The sequence below is a fragment of the Allorhizobium undicola ORS 992 = ATCC 700741 genome (assembly GCF_000621665.1).
Lineage (GTDB): Bacteria > Pseudomonadota > Alphaproteobacteria > Rhizobiales > Rhizobiaceae > Allorhizobium > Allorhizobium undicola.
On sequence record NZ_JHXQ01000004.1, the window covers coordinates 94,777 to 110,583 of the forward strand.

Genomic DNA, 15,807 nt, shown 5'->3' on the forward strand with positions numbered 1-15,807 from the left:
TAAGAGGTTGGTAAATAAACCGCTCACGCCGACAGTCCTTCCATACGAATTGGGAACAGAAAATCGGTTGTTTTTTCGGTTTCGAAAGCAATGAGCGGCGTCACATTCGTTTCTTCGGAGGCAGCAGGGCGGTGATAGACCCGATCCTGCTGGGCCCGCTCGAGGCGAAACTGCCGGACGGTCTTGCCCAATTCGAGGATAACAGTGTGGAGGTCCGCGACCTGGCCGCTGGTTTGTTCCGCCATCCGGGCCGCCGCATCGACCTCGCGGCCGCATAGCGAGACCCCACCGGCAAGCTGATCGAGCTCCGAGGCCTGACGGCCGGCATCGACGGCCAGCGCCGAGACGACTTCATTGATTCCTGAAACCTGATCGACGATGGCAGAGATCGCGTCCTGCGTGCGGTTCACCATCTGAACGCCCGCATCCACCTGCCCCTTGGTGGTGGCCACCAGGGTCTTGATCTGCCTTGCCGATTCCGCCGAGCGTTGCGCCAGCGCCCGCACTTCCTGCGCAACGACGGCAAAGCCACGGCCGGAATCGCCAGCGCGCGCCGCCTCGATGCCCGCATTGAGCGCAAGCAGATTGGTCTGGAAGGCGATTTCGTCGATGGAGCCGATGATCTTGCCGATCTCTTCGGCCGAAGCTTCGATGTCCGCCATGGCATTCATGGCCTTGCCAGCGATTTCGCCGCTTTCCTCAACCGCCTTTGCCGTGCGGGAAACGGCCGCCTCGGTCTGGCGGGAGCGGCCGGCGCTGTCCTTGAGGTCATCGGCCGCCCGGCGCAGCGCATCGCCGCTATCGGTCAGACGCGCCGACACGTCACCCGACTGTCGGCTGAAGCTCAGGGCATCGCCCTGCATCGCCGCACTGCCGCTTTCGGCCCTCGTCCGCGCCTCTTCCACCGCCGCCAGAGCAGCACAGATACTGTCCATGGCGCCATTGAAGGTGGAAACGAGATCCTGATATTCTTCCGGACCGTCCGTGCGCAGGCGGCAGGAGAGATCCCCTTCCGAAAGCGCCTGAAACGCATCATGAAAAAGCTCGTTCACCTGCTCGCGTTCCTTGCGGCGGGTGTCGGCCACATCCTTGTGATGCTTGACGCGCAACTCGTTGAAGCGCAACGACACGGCAATCTCGACATCGACCATCACCAGGCGGATCAACGCGCTGACAAGGTTTTGCAGCTCTTCCAGCCGCCGTTTTGACGAGGGAAAGAAGCCGCGCCCGGCGAGATCGGCCATCACGGCTGAAACCAGCTTTTCCAGCACCACGCCATGACCGGCAACGTGCCAGCGGGGATCAAGACCCATGCGGCTCTGCGTATCGGCGAGAAGCTTGACCCTTTCGGCGTATAGACCGTCGAAGCGCGCATCGGTCATGACCTCCCAATGGGAGGAATAAAGATCCTGCAACCGATCGATCTGCCGTTCGCCGGAAAATTGTCGCGCTGCGGTCGGGGAGGCCTGCAACTTGCGAAAGAATTCCCGCAAGCCCTGTTGTGAGTGAGGCTCGAGCTTCAGGCGGTTCTGCCTGATGAGATTGCAAAGCTCCTGATCGAGCCCCGCGAAATTCAACCGGTCTTTCAGACCGCCGGATTGCCCCGAATTCGTCTTTTCCGTATCACCCTGCTGCACCGCTGCCATCCCCGAAAACCGGCCATCAGGCCGAACATCACCCCATGCCATGCGCAAACCCGAAGGGTCGGCGCCTCGAAATCACCTGTGACGCAAGCCGCTGACGCAAAACCGAGGACATTTTTTGCACGGCTGGCGGAAACGGCTCCCTCAGGGCCTGCAATCGAGAGATTGCAGCAGATGGAAACCGTTGAGTGGAGATACCGGAGCGGAACCGGCACAAGGGGATGGCATCATGCCGAATGACAGCCTTTCAGCTTTCATTCCCAAGTCCTGCGAAGACGATTGCCGCCATGCGGCAAAGCTTCCAAAATCAGGCGGCAGACCCAGGGAAAGGCCGTGAACCGCGTTCTGAACTTTTTATGGCGCATTTGTTAATCTGAGGTTAATAAAGCTTAAAAGCCGTATCAAAGCCGGAAACATATGGCGATCCGGGCTTGAACCGCCTTGAAAAGCTTCACGCAAGGATGGTATGGTTTAGGAAGAAGACAACTCCGCGAAATAGTTCCTCGTGCCGGAGACAACGAGACGAACATTTGCCGGGTAGTCCCGATGAAGGGGGCCGTCTGCGGGCCGAACAGGCTTTTGGGGAGCGAACAATGATTGTTCTGGGTTTGGGGGCGGGCCTGATTGCCGCCTGTACTACTTTTGCCTTGTCACGTTTGGGCAGAAGCCGCTCGGCAACAGCGGCAACGCCGACATTCTGACTGATTTTTCCGGCAATGGCTCTGGCCTTCTTGCGTGTGGCGAACCAGCCGCGTGAAGGACACGGCAGGCCCATCGATCTCCGGTCCTGCGCAATCGCCTTGCGTGAGGGAGGCCCCTTGATCGCGCCTCCCGTCTTGCCGGTTGCTCACACGTATAATCCCTTGTAGAGGTGAACCGCTTTCGATTTGCCGGAAGCTTTACTGTCACTTCTGCCGGATAATTGCATGTGCATGGCCAAAGGCTCACCTCGCCGTCTGACGGTCCTCGGCTCTACCGGATCGATCGGCGTGAACACCCTCGATGTCATCGCTCAACTGGGCGGGCGCGACACCTTTGAGATTGCCGCCCTGACCGGTCAGAGCAATATTCCACTGCTGGCCGAACAGGCGCGAACATTCGGCGCCACCCTTGCCGTAACGGCGGATGATGCCCTTTATGCCGACCTGAAAGCCGCCCTTGCCGGCACCGGCATTGCGGTTGCCGCTGGCGCAAGCGGCCTTGCCGAAGCCGCCGCCTGCGAGGCAGACTGGGTGATGGCGGCCATTGCCGGTACAGCCGGCCTTGCTCCGACCCTGGCCGCGGCCGCACGCGGCGCCGATATTGCGCTGGCCAACAAGGAATGTCTTGTTTGCGCGGGCGAATTGTTCATGCACACGATCGAGAGTGCCGGTGGACGGCTTCTGCCGGTGGACAGCGAGCATTCGGCCATATTCCAGTGCCTCACGGGCGATCATCGTGAGGCTGTGGAACGCATCATTCTGACAGCCTCCGGCGGACCTTTCCGCACGGCCAGCCGTGCGGAAATGGCAAGCGTCACCGTGGAAACCGCCCGCAGCCACCCCAACTGGTCCATGGGCCTCAAGGTTTCCATCGGCAGTGCCTCGATGTTCAACAAGGCGCTGGAGATGATCGAGGCCAAACACCTTTTCCAGCTCCGGCCCGATCAGGTGGAAGTCATCATCCACCCGCAATCCATCGTGCATTCCATGGTGGGCTATTGCGACGGTTCGGTCATGGCGCAACTTGGCGTGCCGGATATGCGCACCGCCATTTCCTATGCCCTCACCTATCCCGAACGGGGCAGGCTGGATGTGGAGCGGCTGGATTTCACCCGCTTGTCGCGGCTGGACTTCGAAGCACCCGACGAGATTCGCTTTCCGGCATTGCGCCTTGCCCGGACCGCTCTGGAGCGCGGCGGCCTTCAGCCAGCCATCCTCAATGCCGCCGAGGAAACCGCTTTTCATGCTTTCGTGGCAGGTCGGATCGGCTTCCTTGCCATGGCGGAAATCGTCGAAAAGGTGATGGACGCCATGCAGGATGCGACGCAGGCCGGATCAATCGATGACATAATGGCCGTGGAGGGTGAAGCGCGTGCGCGCGCCAACGCCATCATTTCGGCAGACGCCACCATGACCGGCAAGTCCTGAATCGAAAAGGGGTCCGCTGCATCGAACCCCTTTTCAGCATTCTCCCGAAAAAACGGCTTTTTCAGGCAACCGCCCGTGCCAGCGCGCAACGCGACCACAATTGATGCAGCGCGCCAACCAGATGCTCAAGATCGGCATCGCTGTGCAGCGGAGTCGGCGTGATGCGCAGACGCTCGGTCTTTTTGGGAACCGTCGGATAGTTGATCGGCTGCACATAGATATTGAAATTGTCCAGCAGAATATCCGAAATCCATTTGCACTTGGCGGCATCGCCCACCATGACCGGCACGATGTGGCTTGGATTGGGCATGTGCGGAATACCGCTGGCATCCAGCATGGCGCGCAGGCGCCGCACCCGTTCCTGATGCGCGAAACGTTCGATCTGACTGGTCTTCAGGTGGCGAATGGAAGCCACGGCACCGGCTGCAAGAGCAGGCGGCAGCGCGGTGGTGAAAATGAAACCGGAGGCGAAGGAACGAATGAAATCGCAAAGCGCGTTCGACGCGGCGATATAGCCGCCCATGACCCCGAAGGCCTTGCCAAGCGTTCCCTCGATGATGGTCAGCCGATCCATCAGCCCTTCGCGCTCGGCAACGCCGCCGCCGCGCGGGCCATACATGCCAACGGCATGGACTTCGTCCAGATAGGTCATGGCCCCGTAGCGATCGGCAAGATCGCAGATTTCGCGAATAGGCGCGATGTCGCCATCCATCGAATAGACGGATTCGAACGCGATAAGCTTGGGCGCACGCGGATCGGCAGCCTTCAGCTTGGCTTCCAGATCCTTGAGGTCGTTATGCTTCCAGATGACCTTTTCGCAACGGCCATAGCGGATGCCCTCGATCATCGAGGCATGGTTCAAAGCATCCGAGAAAATGATCAGGCCGGGGATCTTCTGGCCGAGCGTACCCAGCGTTGCCCAGTTGGAGATATAACCGGAGGTAAAGATCAGCGCTGATTCCTTGCCATGCAGGTCGGCAAGCTCCTGCTCCAGCATGACGTGATAGTGATTCGTGCCGGAAATGTTGCGGGTGCCTCCAGCACCCGCGCCACAGTGATCGATGGCATTTTTCATGGCCTCGACCACGGCCGGGTTCTGGCCCATGCCGAGATAGTCGTTGGAGCACCACACCGTCACATCGTGCTGGCCGGTTGCCGTGTAGCGCGTGGCGCGGGGAAAATTGCCATGCTGACGCTCAAGATCGGCGAAAACCCTGTAGCGGCCCTCCTCATGGAGACCACTCAGTTCGCTCTTGAAAAACGCCTCGAAATCCATTGCGCCTGCTCCAACTGTTCTACTAATCTTTTGAGTGTCTTCCTGCCTGCGGTCAACCCCTTTTGTATATTCGTTCTAAACTGCGACAAAAGGCCCGCCCCTTCTGCCGCGCCCGAACAAGGCTTTGACCAGCGCCGCACACCCTGTCTAGGCGAGACGCGCGTCGCCATTCTTGACCTGAATCAAGTAGGAAAAAGTAAATTGGCAAAGCGCATTGGCCCTGTCGCCGCCATACAGAGAAAAAAACCCCGGCAACAATGGTGGACTTTCGCTTTTCCGACGATATTTTGCCTCCATGCCGCCTTTCCCGGGCCATAAGGTCCGGGCGGGCCGGGAGGCAGTTCGACCTGTCGCGTTCACTTTGGCCGCGTAGGGAGGAGTGTGGGGCTCCTGCGGCTCAATCGAACACATCTGGTGGAGAAAATCGATGAAGAAAGCAATCGTTCTGCTGTTGGCAGGTCTTGCAGTCGCCGGCTGCACGGAAACGGAAAAGGGTGCGGGCATTGGCGCGGCGTCGGGCGCCGTCATCGGGGGCCTGGCAACCGGCAATGTGCGCGGCGCAGCCGTAGGGGCCGCCATTGGCGGCGTTGCGGGTGCCGTGATCGGCAATGTGCGCGACCAGCCCGGCCAGTGCTACTACCGCGACCGTTATGGCCGCCGCTACATCGATGCCTGCCCGCGCGGCGGCTACTGATCTGCCTGATCAGTTCATTCGGGGTCTGGCCATTCATAGGGCCTGATCCCCTTGCCGGATGCCCCGCCTGGCATCCGGCGGGCTTTATGGCAACACCGCAGCCGTTTCCGACAAATGCAAACCTTCCCGTCTGGTCAGGGCTGTCTTTTGCGGTTACTGTGCCCATACGGGACAGGGGGCTGTCCGTTCTACTGCATAATTCCTTAAATCGGAATCGATTTAAGGTGAAAATTATGCAGCATATTTAAAGTGTTACAGCGTCCGTCGTGCGTTTGATAAAACGCACGACGGACGCTGTAGGGGACGGACCGGCGGGCAAGCAGTGAAGCGACGTATAGACGGAACGGTGTGCGTGGGTGCGCGCATTGTTTCTGCGGTGGATGGCATGACGCCCTCCACGGACAACTGACGACAAGCATGAGGAGCGTTGGACGCTGCTTGTACCGGATAGATTGACCGTGCCGAATATGTGTATTGCGTATCGAAGAAGCAGGGCGCGTGGGCCTTCGCCCGTGAGCGTGGCGAAAGCGTTGATATTCGCGAACCGGAACGAAATGTACGTGTCGTACATGAAAAACCGGAACGGGGAAGCTTGCCATTCGAAAACCGCTCCGAAGCAAAACTCCACTTATCCTTCATCACGCAGCAAGAGCCTTTGCTCTGCGACACAGCGCATCAACGCTCTCTCCGCCAAGGCATTGATTGTGGGCGCCTGCCTGCTCATGCCAGCCCAGTCCCACGCCTTCACGATTTTTGGCCTGACATTGTGGGGAGACAAGGACAAGGCGCCGGATGTCGTCGATCCGGTCCGCTACAGCATCGAATTCTCCGCCCCCGGCGCAGGCAAGGCCCTGAAGAAAGTCCTCGATGCCAGCTCCCTGATGCTGGCTGACAAAGAAAAGCCGGTTTCCGGCGATCTCGGTGTGGTGGTCAAGGCGCGTGAGGACCGCGAGCGGCTGGTTGCGGCCCTTTACGAACAATCCCGTTACGGCGGCACGGTGGCAATAACCGTGGGCGGCACCCCGCTCGATGCATTGCCGCCCAATCCGGTTTTTCCGCGCAATGCGCCCGTTCCAGTCACGATCACCATCGATCCCGGCCCGGAATTCACCCTGGGACATGTGACCCTTCAGGGCGATGCGGCCGGGCTCGATCCTGCCATCTATGATCTCGTGACGGGCAAACCCGCCGGCTCGCTTGTCATTCTGCGAGCCGGAAACCGCATGGTGGACGACCTGAAAAAAGCCAGCCATCCGCTGGCTGCCGTCGTGGACAGGCAGGTTGTGGCAGACCATGAGAACAACAGGGTGGATCTTACCCTGCGCATTGCGGCGGGCCCTGTGGCACCGCTCGGCCCTGTGCGGGTCACGGGTTCGAAGAAGGTGGATGGCGGCTTCATTGCCCGCTACTCCCGGCTCAAACCGGGTCAGGCCTACAATCCGGAAGACCTGCGCAAGGCCAATGATCGCCTGCGCAAGCTGGGCGTATTTTCAAGCGTCACCATCAAGCAGGCCGAAAAGCTGGATGCCAATGGCGCCATGCCGCTGACCATCGATGTGTCGGAAGGCAAGTTCCGCTATTTCGGCGTCGGCGCAACCTACAGCACCATCGATGGCGCCGGGCTCCAGGGCTATTGGGGACATCGCAACCTGTTTGGCGAGGCGGAATCGCTGCGGCTCGAAGGTTCGGTCAGCGGCATTGGCGAAAATGGCGGAGCGACCGATTTCAACTATTCCGCAGGCATCATTTTCACCAAGCCGGGCTTTCTCCTGCCCTCCGGCACGCTGGAAGCCAGCCTCAAGGCCGCCACGCTGAATACGGATTCCTATGATGCCGATACCATTACCGGCAAGCTTGGCTATTCCTACGAACTCAATGACTACGACACGCTTTCTGCCGCGACCGCGCTGGAATTCGCCCGCATAGACGACGCTTTCGGCCAGAATGATTACCTGACATTCTCCTTGCCGCTGGAATATGCTCGCGACACGCGCGACGACAAGATGAACCCGAAGGAAGGCTACAAGGCCACGCTTTCCATGGCGCCTTCCTATGAGTTCCTCGGCAGCAACGTGTTTTCGAATTTCGAAGGATCGGTTTCCGGCTATTACGGCCTGGGCATGGAAGACCGTGTGGTGCTGGCTGCAAGGCTTGCCGCCGGAACATTGTTCGGCACCGGAGAGTTGAGCGACATTCCGGCCACCCGGCGGTTTTTTTCAGGTGGCGGCGGTTCTGTGCGGGGCTATTCCTATCAGGGCATTTCTCCACGCAACAGCAATGACGAGGCAACAGGCGGGCTTTCCTATATGACAGCCTCCTTCGAGGCCCGCATCGGCATCACCGATACGATCGGCCTTGTTCCTTTTCTGGATGTCGGCACGGTCTCCACCGGACATGTTCCCGATTTTTCCGATATTCGCGCCGGCGCCGGACTTGGCCTGCGCTATGCGACACCCTTCGGACCCGTGCGGCTGGATGTGGCGCTACCACTCAATCCTTATCCGGGGGGAGACAAATACGGAATATATGTTGGAATTGGACAGAGCTTCTAGGATGTGTGGGTATTCAACGTTGGGCGGGCTGCAAACGGCAATTTGCTGCGCTTACCTAGGCTCATGTACATTAAGAATTGGACAGAACTTCTAGGGCGTTTCCAGCAAAAGTGTATTCGGTTTTCCGCCCGAAAATGCGTAAAAACAACCGCTTGGAGCCTGCTTGCAGGCAAGGGCCACTGTAAGGCCGATATTTTCAATTCGCACGAGGTGACGACGCATCGATGAGAGCTTTGAAAGCCCCTTTCCGTCTTGCCGGTTTCGGCCTGCTGATCCTGCTTGCCATGCTGGCCCTTGCCCTGGGGCTTGCCGGGGCAACGCGCATGGGCTCCCAGATGACGGCGGATTTTGCTGCTTCACTGCTCTCGAAGCCGGGCCGGATCATCGAAATCGACAATCCCTCGGGCCTCTTGACCGGGGAGTTGAAGGTTTCACGCATCACGCTTTCCGACCAGTCCGGTCCCTATCTCGACATTCGCGATGTCTTTATAGACTGGTCGCCATTGGCTCTTCTATCGCGGCGGGTGGAAGCCACCTCTGTTGCTGCCCGCTCGATCACGCTGGAGCGCAGGCCGCCGCCACAGCAGCAGCAGCAGGAGGAGGAGCAAACGCCTTCCCAGGCTGGCTTCAATCTCCCCGTAACCATCCATGTGGAGCGTGTGGACGTACCAAGCCTCAAGCTCGAAAAGCCGGTCATGGGCGCAGAGGCCGAACTGGCCCTGACAGGACGGCTGACCATGCGTTCGCAGGGCATCGAGAGCGAGCTGTCCCTCAGTCGGGCGCGCGTGCCGGACGCGCGGTTGAATGCAAACCTTTCCTTCGATCCCGCCGCCAACCGGCTGGATCTGGATGCCAGCCTGCAAGAGCCGCGTGACGGCATTCTGGCAAACCTGTTGCAAATTCCCGGCACGCCGCCCGTCACCCTGACCCTTAACGGACAGGGGCCGATCGACGACTGGCGCGCCTCCGTTCGCGCCGCCCTCGACGATCAGCAAAGACTTGCCATGGACCTCAGCCACCGGCTCGGCCCGGATGGCCGCCATGTGGCTCTTAAAGGTGCTGGCGACTTTGCCGACCTGCTGCCTCCTGACCTTCGCGGCCTGTTCAAGGGAAGCACATCGCTGGATCTTGCCGCCCTGGTCGGCGATGGGGGTGCCGTCACCGTCGAGCGCGGCTCCATCCAGACGGACAGCCTGTCCCTGACCGCCAGCGGCCGTTACGATCCAAAGGGTGCCAACGACCTCAAGGCCATCGCCACAGGCAAGCAAGGCCCGGTGCGCTTTCGCTGGCCGCTGGCCGATGGCGAGCTTTCCGCGGCATTCGATCGTCTTGCCCTCGATGTCACCGGGGATGCCGCTCAGGCATCGCTCAAGCTCAACCTCAATCTGCCTGAACTCGTGCTGCCGCAGGGCAGGCTGGCAGGTCTGACGCTTGAAGCAAGCTCATCGCGTTTCGATCTCGCAAGGCGCAACGGCCTCATCGATACGCGCCTCGTCATTGCCGAGGCAGATCCTGCCGACCCCAATCTTCGCCGTGCGCTGACCGCACCCCTGACACTGACCGCACCCCTCGCGGTGGCGGGCAACACGATCTCCACGGAGGATCTCGACTTTTCAGCGCAAGCGCTTTCCTTGCGCGGCCAAGCCCGCTACGCACTGGAAAGCAAACGCGCCAGTGCCGCGCTGACGCTTCAGGCCCGTGCCGAAACGCTGCCTGCCGATCTTGCCGGGCGCTTTGAGGGCCCAATTGGTCTGAAGGCGCAAATAACCTATGATCCAGCCAGCGGACTGGACATTCCCACCCTTGCCCTGACCTCAAGCCTGATCGACGCCAGCGGCAGCGCGGCTCTTACAGCAAACGTGCTGACCTCGCGGCTGGAGGGGCGGATCAAGGCACTTGACCGGCTGACGCCGCAGGCGCGCGGTGCGGCAGACTTTTCGCTTGCCGCAACCGGACCGCTCAGCGCACTGAACACAACGGCCAGATTGACCATCGACAAGGCCGAGATGGCCGGACGTCCGCTTGCCGGCTTCACCCTGGATGCAAAGGCGCAACTGGGCCGCACAGACCCCACGGCCAATCTCACCGCAAGCGGAACGCTGGACGGCAAGCCGGTCAAGGGCCTTCTGGACCTCGCCTCGAAGGACGGCCGCATCTCTTTGCCGAACATCAGGCTCGATGTGGGCGAGAACACCATGGAAGGCAAGCTCATGCTGTCGGGCGCCATGCTGCCCACCGGCAGGATCGGCTTTAACTTCCCCGATCTCGGACTTCTGGCGGCCCTGGGCGGCCAGCAGGCGGCGGGCGATCTTGCAGGCGCGGTCAGCTTTCAGGAAAATGGCGGCCGTATCGCCGCGACCGTTACCGCAAGGGGCAAAGGGCTCAACAGCAACGGCGTATCCATGGAAAGGCCTGACATCAATGTCAGCACCTCCGATCTCGCGGCGCTGGCCATCGAGGGCAAGGCGCAGGCAGCGCGTATCTCCACGGGCTCGGCGCTTCTGGAAAATCCGGCACTTGCCTTTGCCCGCCGCGGCAGCCGCACGGATATAACCCTGTCCGGCCGTTACGATGGCGCGCCCCTGAGCGGCGCGGTGCTCGTACAGCAGGACGTGGATGTGCTGTCGATCCAGTTGAGCAGCTTTTCGGCCTCTCCACGCGGCATCCCCGTGAAGCTCGACGGACCCGGCAGCATCCGCGTGGAAAATGGCACGGCCACGCTTGATCCTATTGCCCTGACAGCGGGCGGCGGCAGCGTGACATTACAGGGCCAGGCGGGGCGAAAGCTTGACATGCGCGCCGCAATCCGCGCCCTGCCCGCTTCGCTCGCCAACAGCTTTTCAGCCGGGCTCGATGCGGGCGGCAGCATTTCCGGCACGATTGCCGCCACCGGCAGCAGCAGCAATCCGGACATCGCCTATGAACTCAACTGGCGCGATGCCACCCTTGCCCAGTTGAAAGCGGCGGGGCTGGAGCCTCTGGCGCTCGAAGCAAGGGGCAATCTCCGCAATCAACGGCTGGAGGTGAAAAGCACTCTGTCCGGTGGCGGCCTTTCGGTCAGCGGCGGCGGCAGCCTGTCGCTCGCCGCACCGCGAGCGGTCGATATGAGCTTCGATCTGCGCCTGCCTTTCCAGTCGGTGCAGGGACTGCTCACGGCTCAGGGTCTGGCACTGGAAGGAGCGGCCAATGGCACCGTCAAGGTGGGGGGCAGCCTGTCTTCCCCCAGCCTGTCCGGATCGATTTCCACCAGCGGCGCGAAAATCATCGACCTCAAGCGCAATGTGGCGCTGGAAGGCGTGTCTGCAAGCGTTCTGCTGGAGGGTAAACGCGCCACCCTTTCGGCTTTCTCCGGCCGGATTTCGGCGGGCGGGCGGGTCTTGGCCAAGGGCAGTATCGACCTCTCGGGCCAGGGAATGCCAGCCGACATCAGCGTGCAGCTCCAGAACGCCGTCTATGTCGATGGCGACCTCGTGACCGCGACCGCCAGCGGCGATCTCGCCCTGAAAGGCCCGTTGGTTGCCGGGCCGACCTTGTCCGGCAAGGTGAGGCTCGACAAGACCTCCATTACCATTCCCTCAAAGCTTCCAGCCTCGATTTCCGCGCTGAACATCCGCCATCGCAATGCGCCGCAGGATGTGAAACGCCAGATGAAGGCAATCCAGCCCAAGGAGGCGAGCGGCACGTCCTCGCCGCTGAAGCTCGATCTACAGGTCTCCGCACCGTCGCAAATCTTCGTGCGCGGACGCGGCATCGATGCCGAACTGAATGGCGATGTCGCCATTCGCGGCACGGCAGCCGCACCGGAAGTCACCGGCGGCTTTACCATGCGGCGCGGCCGGATCGTCATTTTGACCAAGCGGCTGGATTTCAGCGAGGGCAAGATCACCTTCGGCGGCGGCCTCATTCCCATTATCGACTTCACCGCCTCCAACACCTCCGGCAGCACGACGCTGAATGCCACCGTGGAAGGCGTGGCGAACGATCCGCAAATCGGCTTTTCGTCCTCCCCCGCCCTGCCGCAGGATGAGATTCTGGCCCAGCTGATCTTTGGTCAATCGCTCTCCAAACTGTCACCTTTGCAGATTGCCCAGCTTGCCGATGCCGTCAGCCAGCTTGCGGGCGGTCGCTCGACCTCGCTGTTCAACAGTCTGCGCAGTTCCGTCGGTGTGGACGATCTCGACGTCTCCACCGATTCCAAGGGCGATGCCCAGGTCAGCGCCGGAAAATATCTCAATGACCGCACCTATCTTGAGTTCCAGCAGAGCAGCAGCGGCAGCCGGGCGGTGATCAATCTGGATGTCGGACGCGGCTTCAAGCTCAAGGGACAGGCTGGCGCCAATGGCGATAGCGGCGGCGGGGTGTTTTACGAAAAGGAATATTGAGCCCTGCCAAGATCCTTTGCAGTTTAGATTTAAGAAACGTTCTTACGCTAGTCTGCCCAAGACTGAGGTGCGATCAGGGCCTTTGCCCGCCAATCGCACCCGCATAAACGGCTCTCAGAAGACCATCCCGCCGGGATGGGCGCGACTGACAAACAGGCGGAACGGACCATGGCAACGACGATCAGCTCTAACAGTTTTGGCGGTGAAAACCTGGAAATCATCGCATTTCGTCTGCATGATCAGGAATTCTGTGTGAAGACGACCACGATCCGCGAAATTCGCGGCTGGGCACCCTCCACCCCCATTCCCCATGCGCCTGCCGACGTGATCGGCGTCATGAACCTGCGCGGCTCCGTTATCCCGATCATCGATCTGGCCTACAAGCTCGGCATGAAAAGCACGGTGGCCAACGAGCGTTCGGCAATTGTGGTTGCCGAAGTGCATAACATGGTCATCGGTATGCTGGTGGATCGGGTTTCCGACATCCTGACCATTTCCTCCAGCCAGATCCAGCCGGTGCCGGAAGTCTCGGCATCCTTCGACAAATCCTTCTCGGAAGGCATCATCGCCAATGAAAACGGCATGATCTGCTTCCTCAACCTGTCCAAGATGTTCAAGGGCAGCGATCTGGAAGATCTGGCAGCCTGATCCGGCCCACGCCCCTCCAGTAGAACCTCGTTTCACGCATTCTAGATTTAAAGTGTTACAGCGTCCTTTGTGCGTTTGATAAATCGCACGGCGCTGTAAGCTTTTGTTTTCCGCATTTCCAAACGGAAAACCGTGACGACACTTCTCTCGGGACAATTCTCTCAAAGCAGTCTGCCATCACAGGCTGCTTTTTCATTTTCAGGATATTGTGTCGAGTTTCCCCAGGCAGCAGCGAATGCGGTTCACGATACAGGCGTGACGGTGAAACCCCTCTTGCGCAGCAATTCGATGACGCCGCCTTCACCGGGCAGATGCAGCGCCCCCACGGCCATAAAGACATTTCCACGGTCCAGCAGAACGGCGCCGCGATCGGCCATGATTCTGTTGCGGTCGAGGATCATCAGTTTCTCGAACTCGCTGCTGCCTTCAACCTCGGCCCCAAGCATTCCAAGGGCCGGCATGATCATGCCAATCTGGCCTTCGAGATAGAGGTTGATCATGGTTTCAATCGCATCGTTTATCTTGTCTACGCTTTTGGCGGCGCCGACGAGAGATTTGATATGGCGCTCAAGCGGAACCTTGTTCATGGCATCGAATTGTTCGGCCAGGGTTTCAACCCCGAGAACTTCCTTGCCTGCTTTGCGGGCCTGCACGGCAAGCTTCATATCCAGAAAAAGAGCGCCCTTGTTCTTGCGCGAGACCTCGCAGCTCGGCAGCGATAGAACGGAGGCAACCAGCCACGGCTTCATGCGGTTCAGCCCCTCGACCGAGAGGCCTTTGGGCTTGAGCGCCGCATTGACCGTGGCAAGATCTTCCGGTGACAGCAACGCAGTCAATGTGGTCCCATCAACAAAGGTGGAATATTCCGCCTTTGAAAAAAGCGCTATCGCGGCCTTCTTAGGGTCGAGGATTTCGTCCGATTCCAGAACCACGCTATCGGCGTCTGCGAAGGCATCGCGTGCGGCGGGCGGCATTGCGGTAACGCGCGGGTCCGTGATGTGCATCGTACCCAGCAGCCACGACGGTTCGTGGCCCGGCTTTTCCACCTTCCAGAAGATATGGTCTCCATTGGGTATCGCCTTGGCAATCGCCTCCAGCTCAGCATAACCCTTTGGATTATTGGCCTTTTCATCAGGCAGGAGATTTCTGGCCTGGCAACTCGTTACCTCTTGCGCATGGGCAGGCAGAGCAAAAAGCAGCGTCGAAACCAGAAGCAGCAGAAGCACAAGCGGAAAGGCCGCGGCGAGCGTGAGAAGTCTGTCGAACTTGCGCGGCATATCAGCTCCCCGTCCGGTTTGGCAGCATCCAAGACCGTGCCTGTCCTTGCGAGCGGCGCAAAACCCGATGCTCTCATGCGTATTTCCACGGAAAGGCGGACTTAGGCTTTCCGTGAAAATACGTTGAAAAAATCTCTAGAGGCCGATCCTTCAGAATTTGTTAACGTCCGTCTCCGGCAACAGGCCAAAGTCGATCAGGCGCGCGGATGCGCCCGCTCATAAACGTCAAGCAGGCGGGCGGCATCGACGCCGGTATAGACCTGCGTGGTGGAAAGGCTGGCATGGCCCAGCAATTCCTGAATGCTGCGCAGGTCGCCGCCGCTGGAGAGAAGATGCGTGGCAAAAGAGTGGCGGAGCGCGTGCGGGGTGGCGCTTTGCGGCAAACCGAGTGCTGCACGCATTTTCTGCATCTGACGCTGAATGATGCCCTGTTGCAGCTTGCCGCCGCGCTGTCCGCGAAACAGTGGTTCTTGCGGCGGCAATGCATGGGGGCACAGGGCCTGATAGGTTTCGACGGCGCTCACGACCACCGGCAGAAGCGGCACCATCCGTGTCTTGCCACCCTTGCCGGTCACGCGCAGGCTGGTGGCCTCCCCGGCAAAATCCGAGGGCGTCAGGTCCAGCGCCTCGGAAATGCGAAGCCCGCAGCCATAAAGCAGGGTGAGAACAGCGGCGTCGCGGGCGGCAATCCAGGGCTCCTCCTGCAATTGCTCTTCGCGCGTCACCACCCGTTCCGCCTGCTCCGGGGAAAGCGGTTTGGGCAGGCTTTTCGGCTGGCGGGGCGCACGAAGCGCATTGGCTCCGGCGGCATTCGCCAACCCTTGCCGTTCGAGATAGCGCAGGAAGGAGCGGATTCCGGCAAGATGGCGCCCAAGGGATCGCGCACCTGCCCCATCCTTGCGACGGAAGGCCAGAAAGGCCCGAAGATCGGCAGGCTTCAACGCGGAAATCTCTGCCAGGGCGACCAGACCGCCCAGATATTCAGTCATGAAGGCCAGAAACTGCCGCGTGTCACGCTCATAGGCCAGCAATGTATTGGCCGAAAGCCGCCTTTCACCCGCAAGGGCCTTGAGCCAAGCCTGCCGCCTTTCCAGAAGATCGGCATCGGCAATCATCAGCAAATCTGCCACGTCTGTCCTCTTTTATCCTGTCTGCGCCATGAGGCATGACCCTTGAGCAACGACCGGCCCTCCACCGCACCGGCCC

The 15,807-nt window shown here is 60.3% G+C and carries 9 protein-coding genes; 5 read left to right on the plus strand and 4 right to left on the minus strand.

What is annotated here, in order from left to right; all coding sequences use genetic code 11:
- Positions 1 to 23 precede the first annotated feature (23 nt).
- Positions 24 to 1,646 (minus strand): methyl-accepting chemotaxis protein, encoded by a 1,623-nt coding sequence (locus T424_RS0106070; protein ID WP_027486935.1) that lies wholly within the window; start codon positions 1,644 to 1,646, stop codon positions 24 to 26.
- 923 nt (positions 1,647 to 2,569) lie between these two features.
- On the opposite strand from T424_RS0106070, the gene dxr reads away from it, so the two are divergent.
- Positions 2,570 to 3,772 (plus strand): 1-deoxy-D-xylulose-5-phosphate reductoisomerase, encoded by a 1,203-nt coding sequence (gene dxr / locus T424_RS0106075; protein WP_027486936.1) that lies wholly within the window; start codon positions 2,570 to 2,572, stop codon positions 3,770 to 3,772.
- A gap of 61 nt (positions 3,773 to 3,833) precedes the next feature.
- Here the strand turns inward: dxr and hemA are convergent, their stop codons facing one another.
- Positions 3,834 to 5,048: a 5-aminolevulinate synthase gene (gene hemA, locus T424_RS0106080; RefSeq protein WP_027486937.1), complete on the minus strand. Its 1,215-nt coding sequence runs from the start codon at positions 5,046 to 5,048 to the stop codon at positions 3,834 to 3,836.
- A gap of 427 nt (positions 5,049 to 5,475) precedes the next feature.
- Between hemA and T424_RS0106090 the strand changes: the two genes are divergently transcribed.
- The 4 genes from T424_RS0106090 to T424_RS0106105 all read left to right on the plus strand — a co-directional run bounded on the left by T424_RS0106090 (position 5,476) and on the right by T424_RS0106105 (position 13,324).
- Complete coding sequence (locus tag T424_RS0106090) at positions 5,476 to 5,742, plus strand: YMGG-like glycine zipper-containing protein (RefSeq protein ID WP_027486938.1); 267 nt, start codon at positions 5,476 to 5,478, stop codon at positions 5,740 to 5,742.
- 722 nt (positions 5,743 to 6,464) lie between these two features.
- A complete protein-coding gene (locus tag T424_RS0106095; protein ID WP_037066853.1) occupies positions 6,465 to 8,294 on the plus strand; it encodes an autotransporter assembly complex protein TamA in 1,830 nt (609 codons plus the stop codon).
- A 224-nt stretch (positions 8,295 to 8,518) separates the two neighbouring features.
- Positions 8,519 to 12,676 (plus strand): translocation/assembly module TamB domain-containing protein, encoded by a 4,158-nt coding sequence (locus tag T424_RS0106100; RefSeq protein WP_027486940.1) that lies wholly within the window; start codon positions 8,519 to 8,521, stop codon positions 12,674 to 12,676.
- A gap of 168 nt (positions 12,677 to 12,844) precedes the next feature.
- The gene (locus tag T424_RS0106105; RefSeq protein ID WP_027486941.1) at positions 12,845 to 13,324 is read left to right on the plus strand and encodes a chemotaxis protein CheW; all 480 of its coding nucleotides are present in this window, start codon (positions 12,845 to 12,847) and stop codon (positions 13,322 to 13,324) included.
- A gap of 242 nt (positions 13,325 to 13,566) precedes the next feature.
- Here T424_RS0106105 and T424_RS0106110 read toward each other — a convergent pair whose 3' ends face one another.
- Entirely contained in the window at positions 13,567 to 14,601 is a 1,035-nt protein-coding gene (locus T424_RS0106110) for a TraB/GumN family protein (protein WP_027486942.1), read from the minus strand.
- Positions 14,602 to 14,795: 194 nt separating this feature from the next.
- Entirely contained in the window at positions 14,796 to 15,716 is a 921-nt protein-coding gene (locus tag T424_RS0106115; protein ID WP_407921385.1) for a tyrosine recombinase XerC, read from the minus strand.
- Positions 15,717 to 15,807 lie beyond the last annotated feature (91 nt).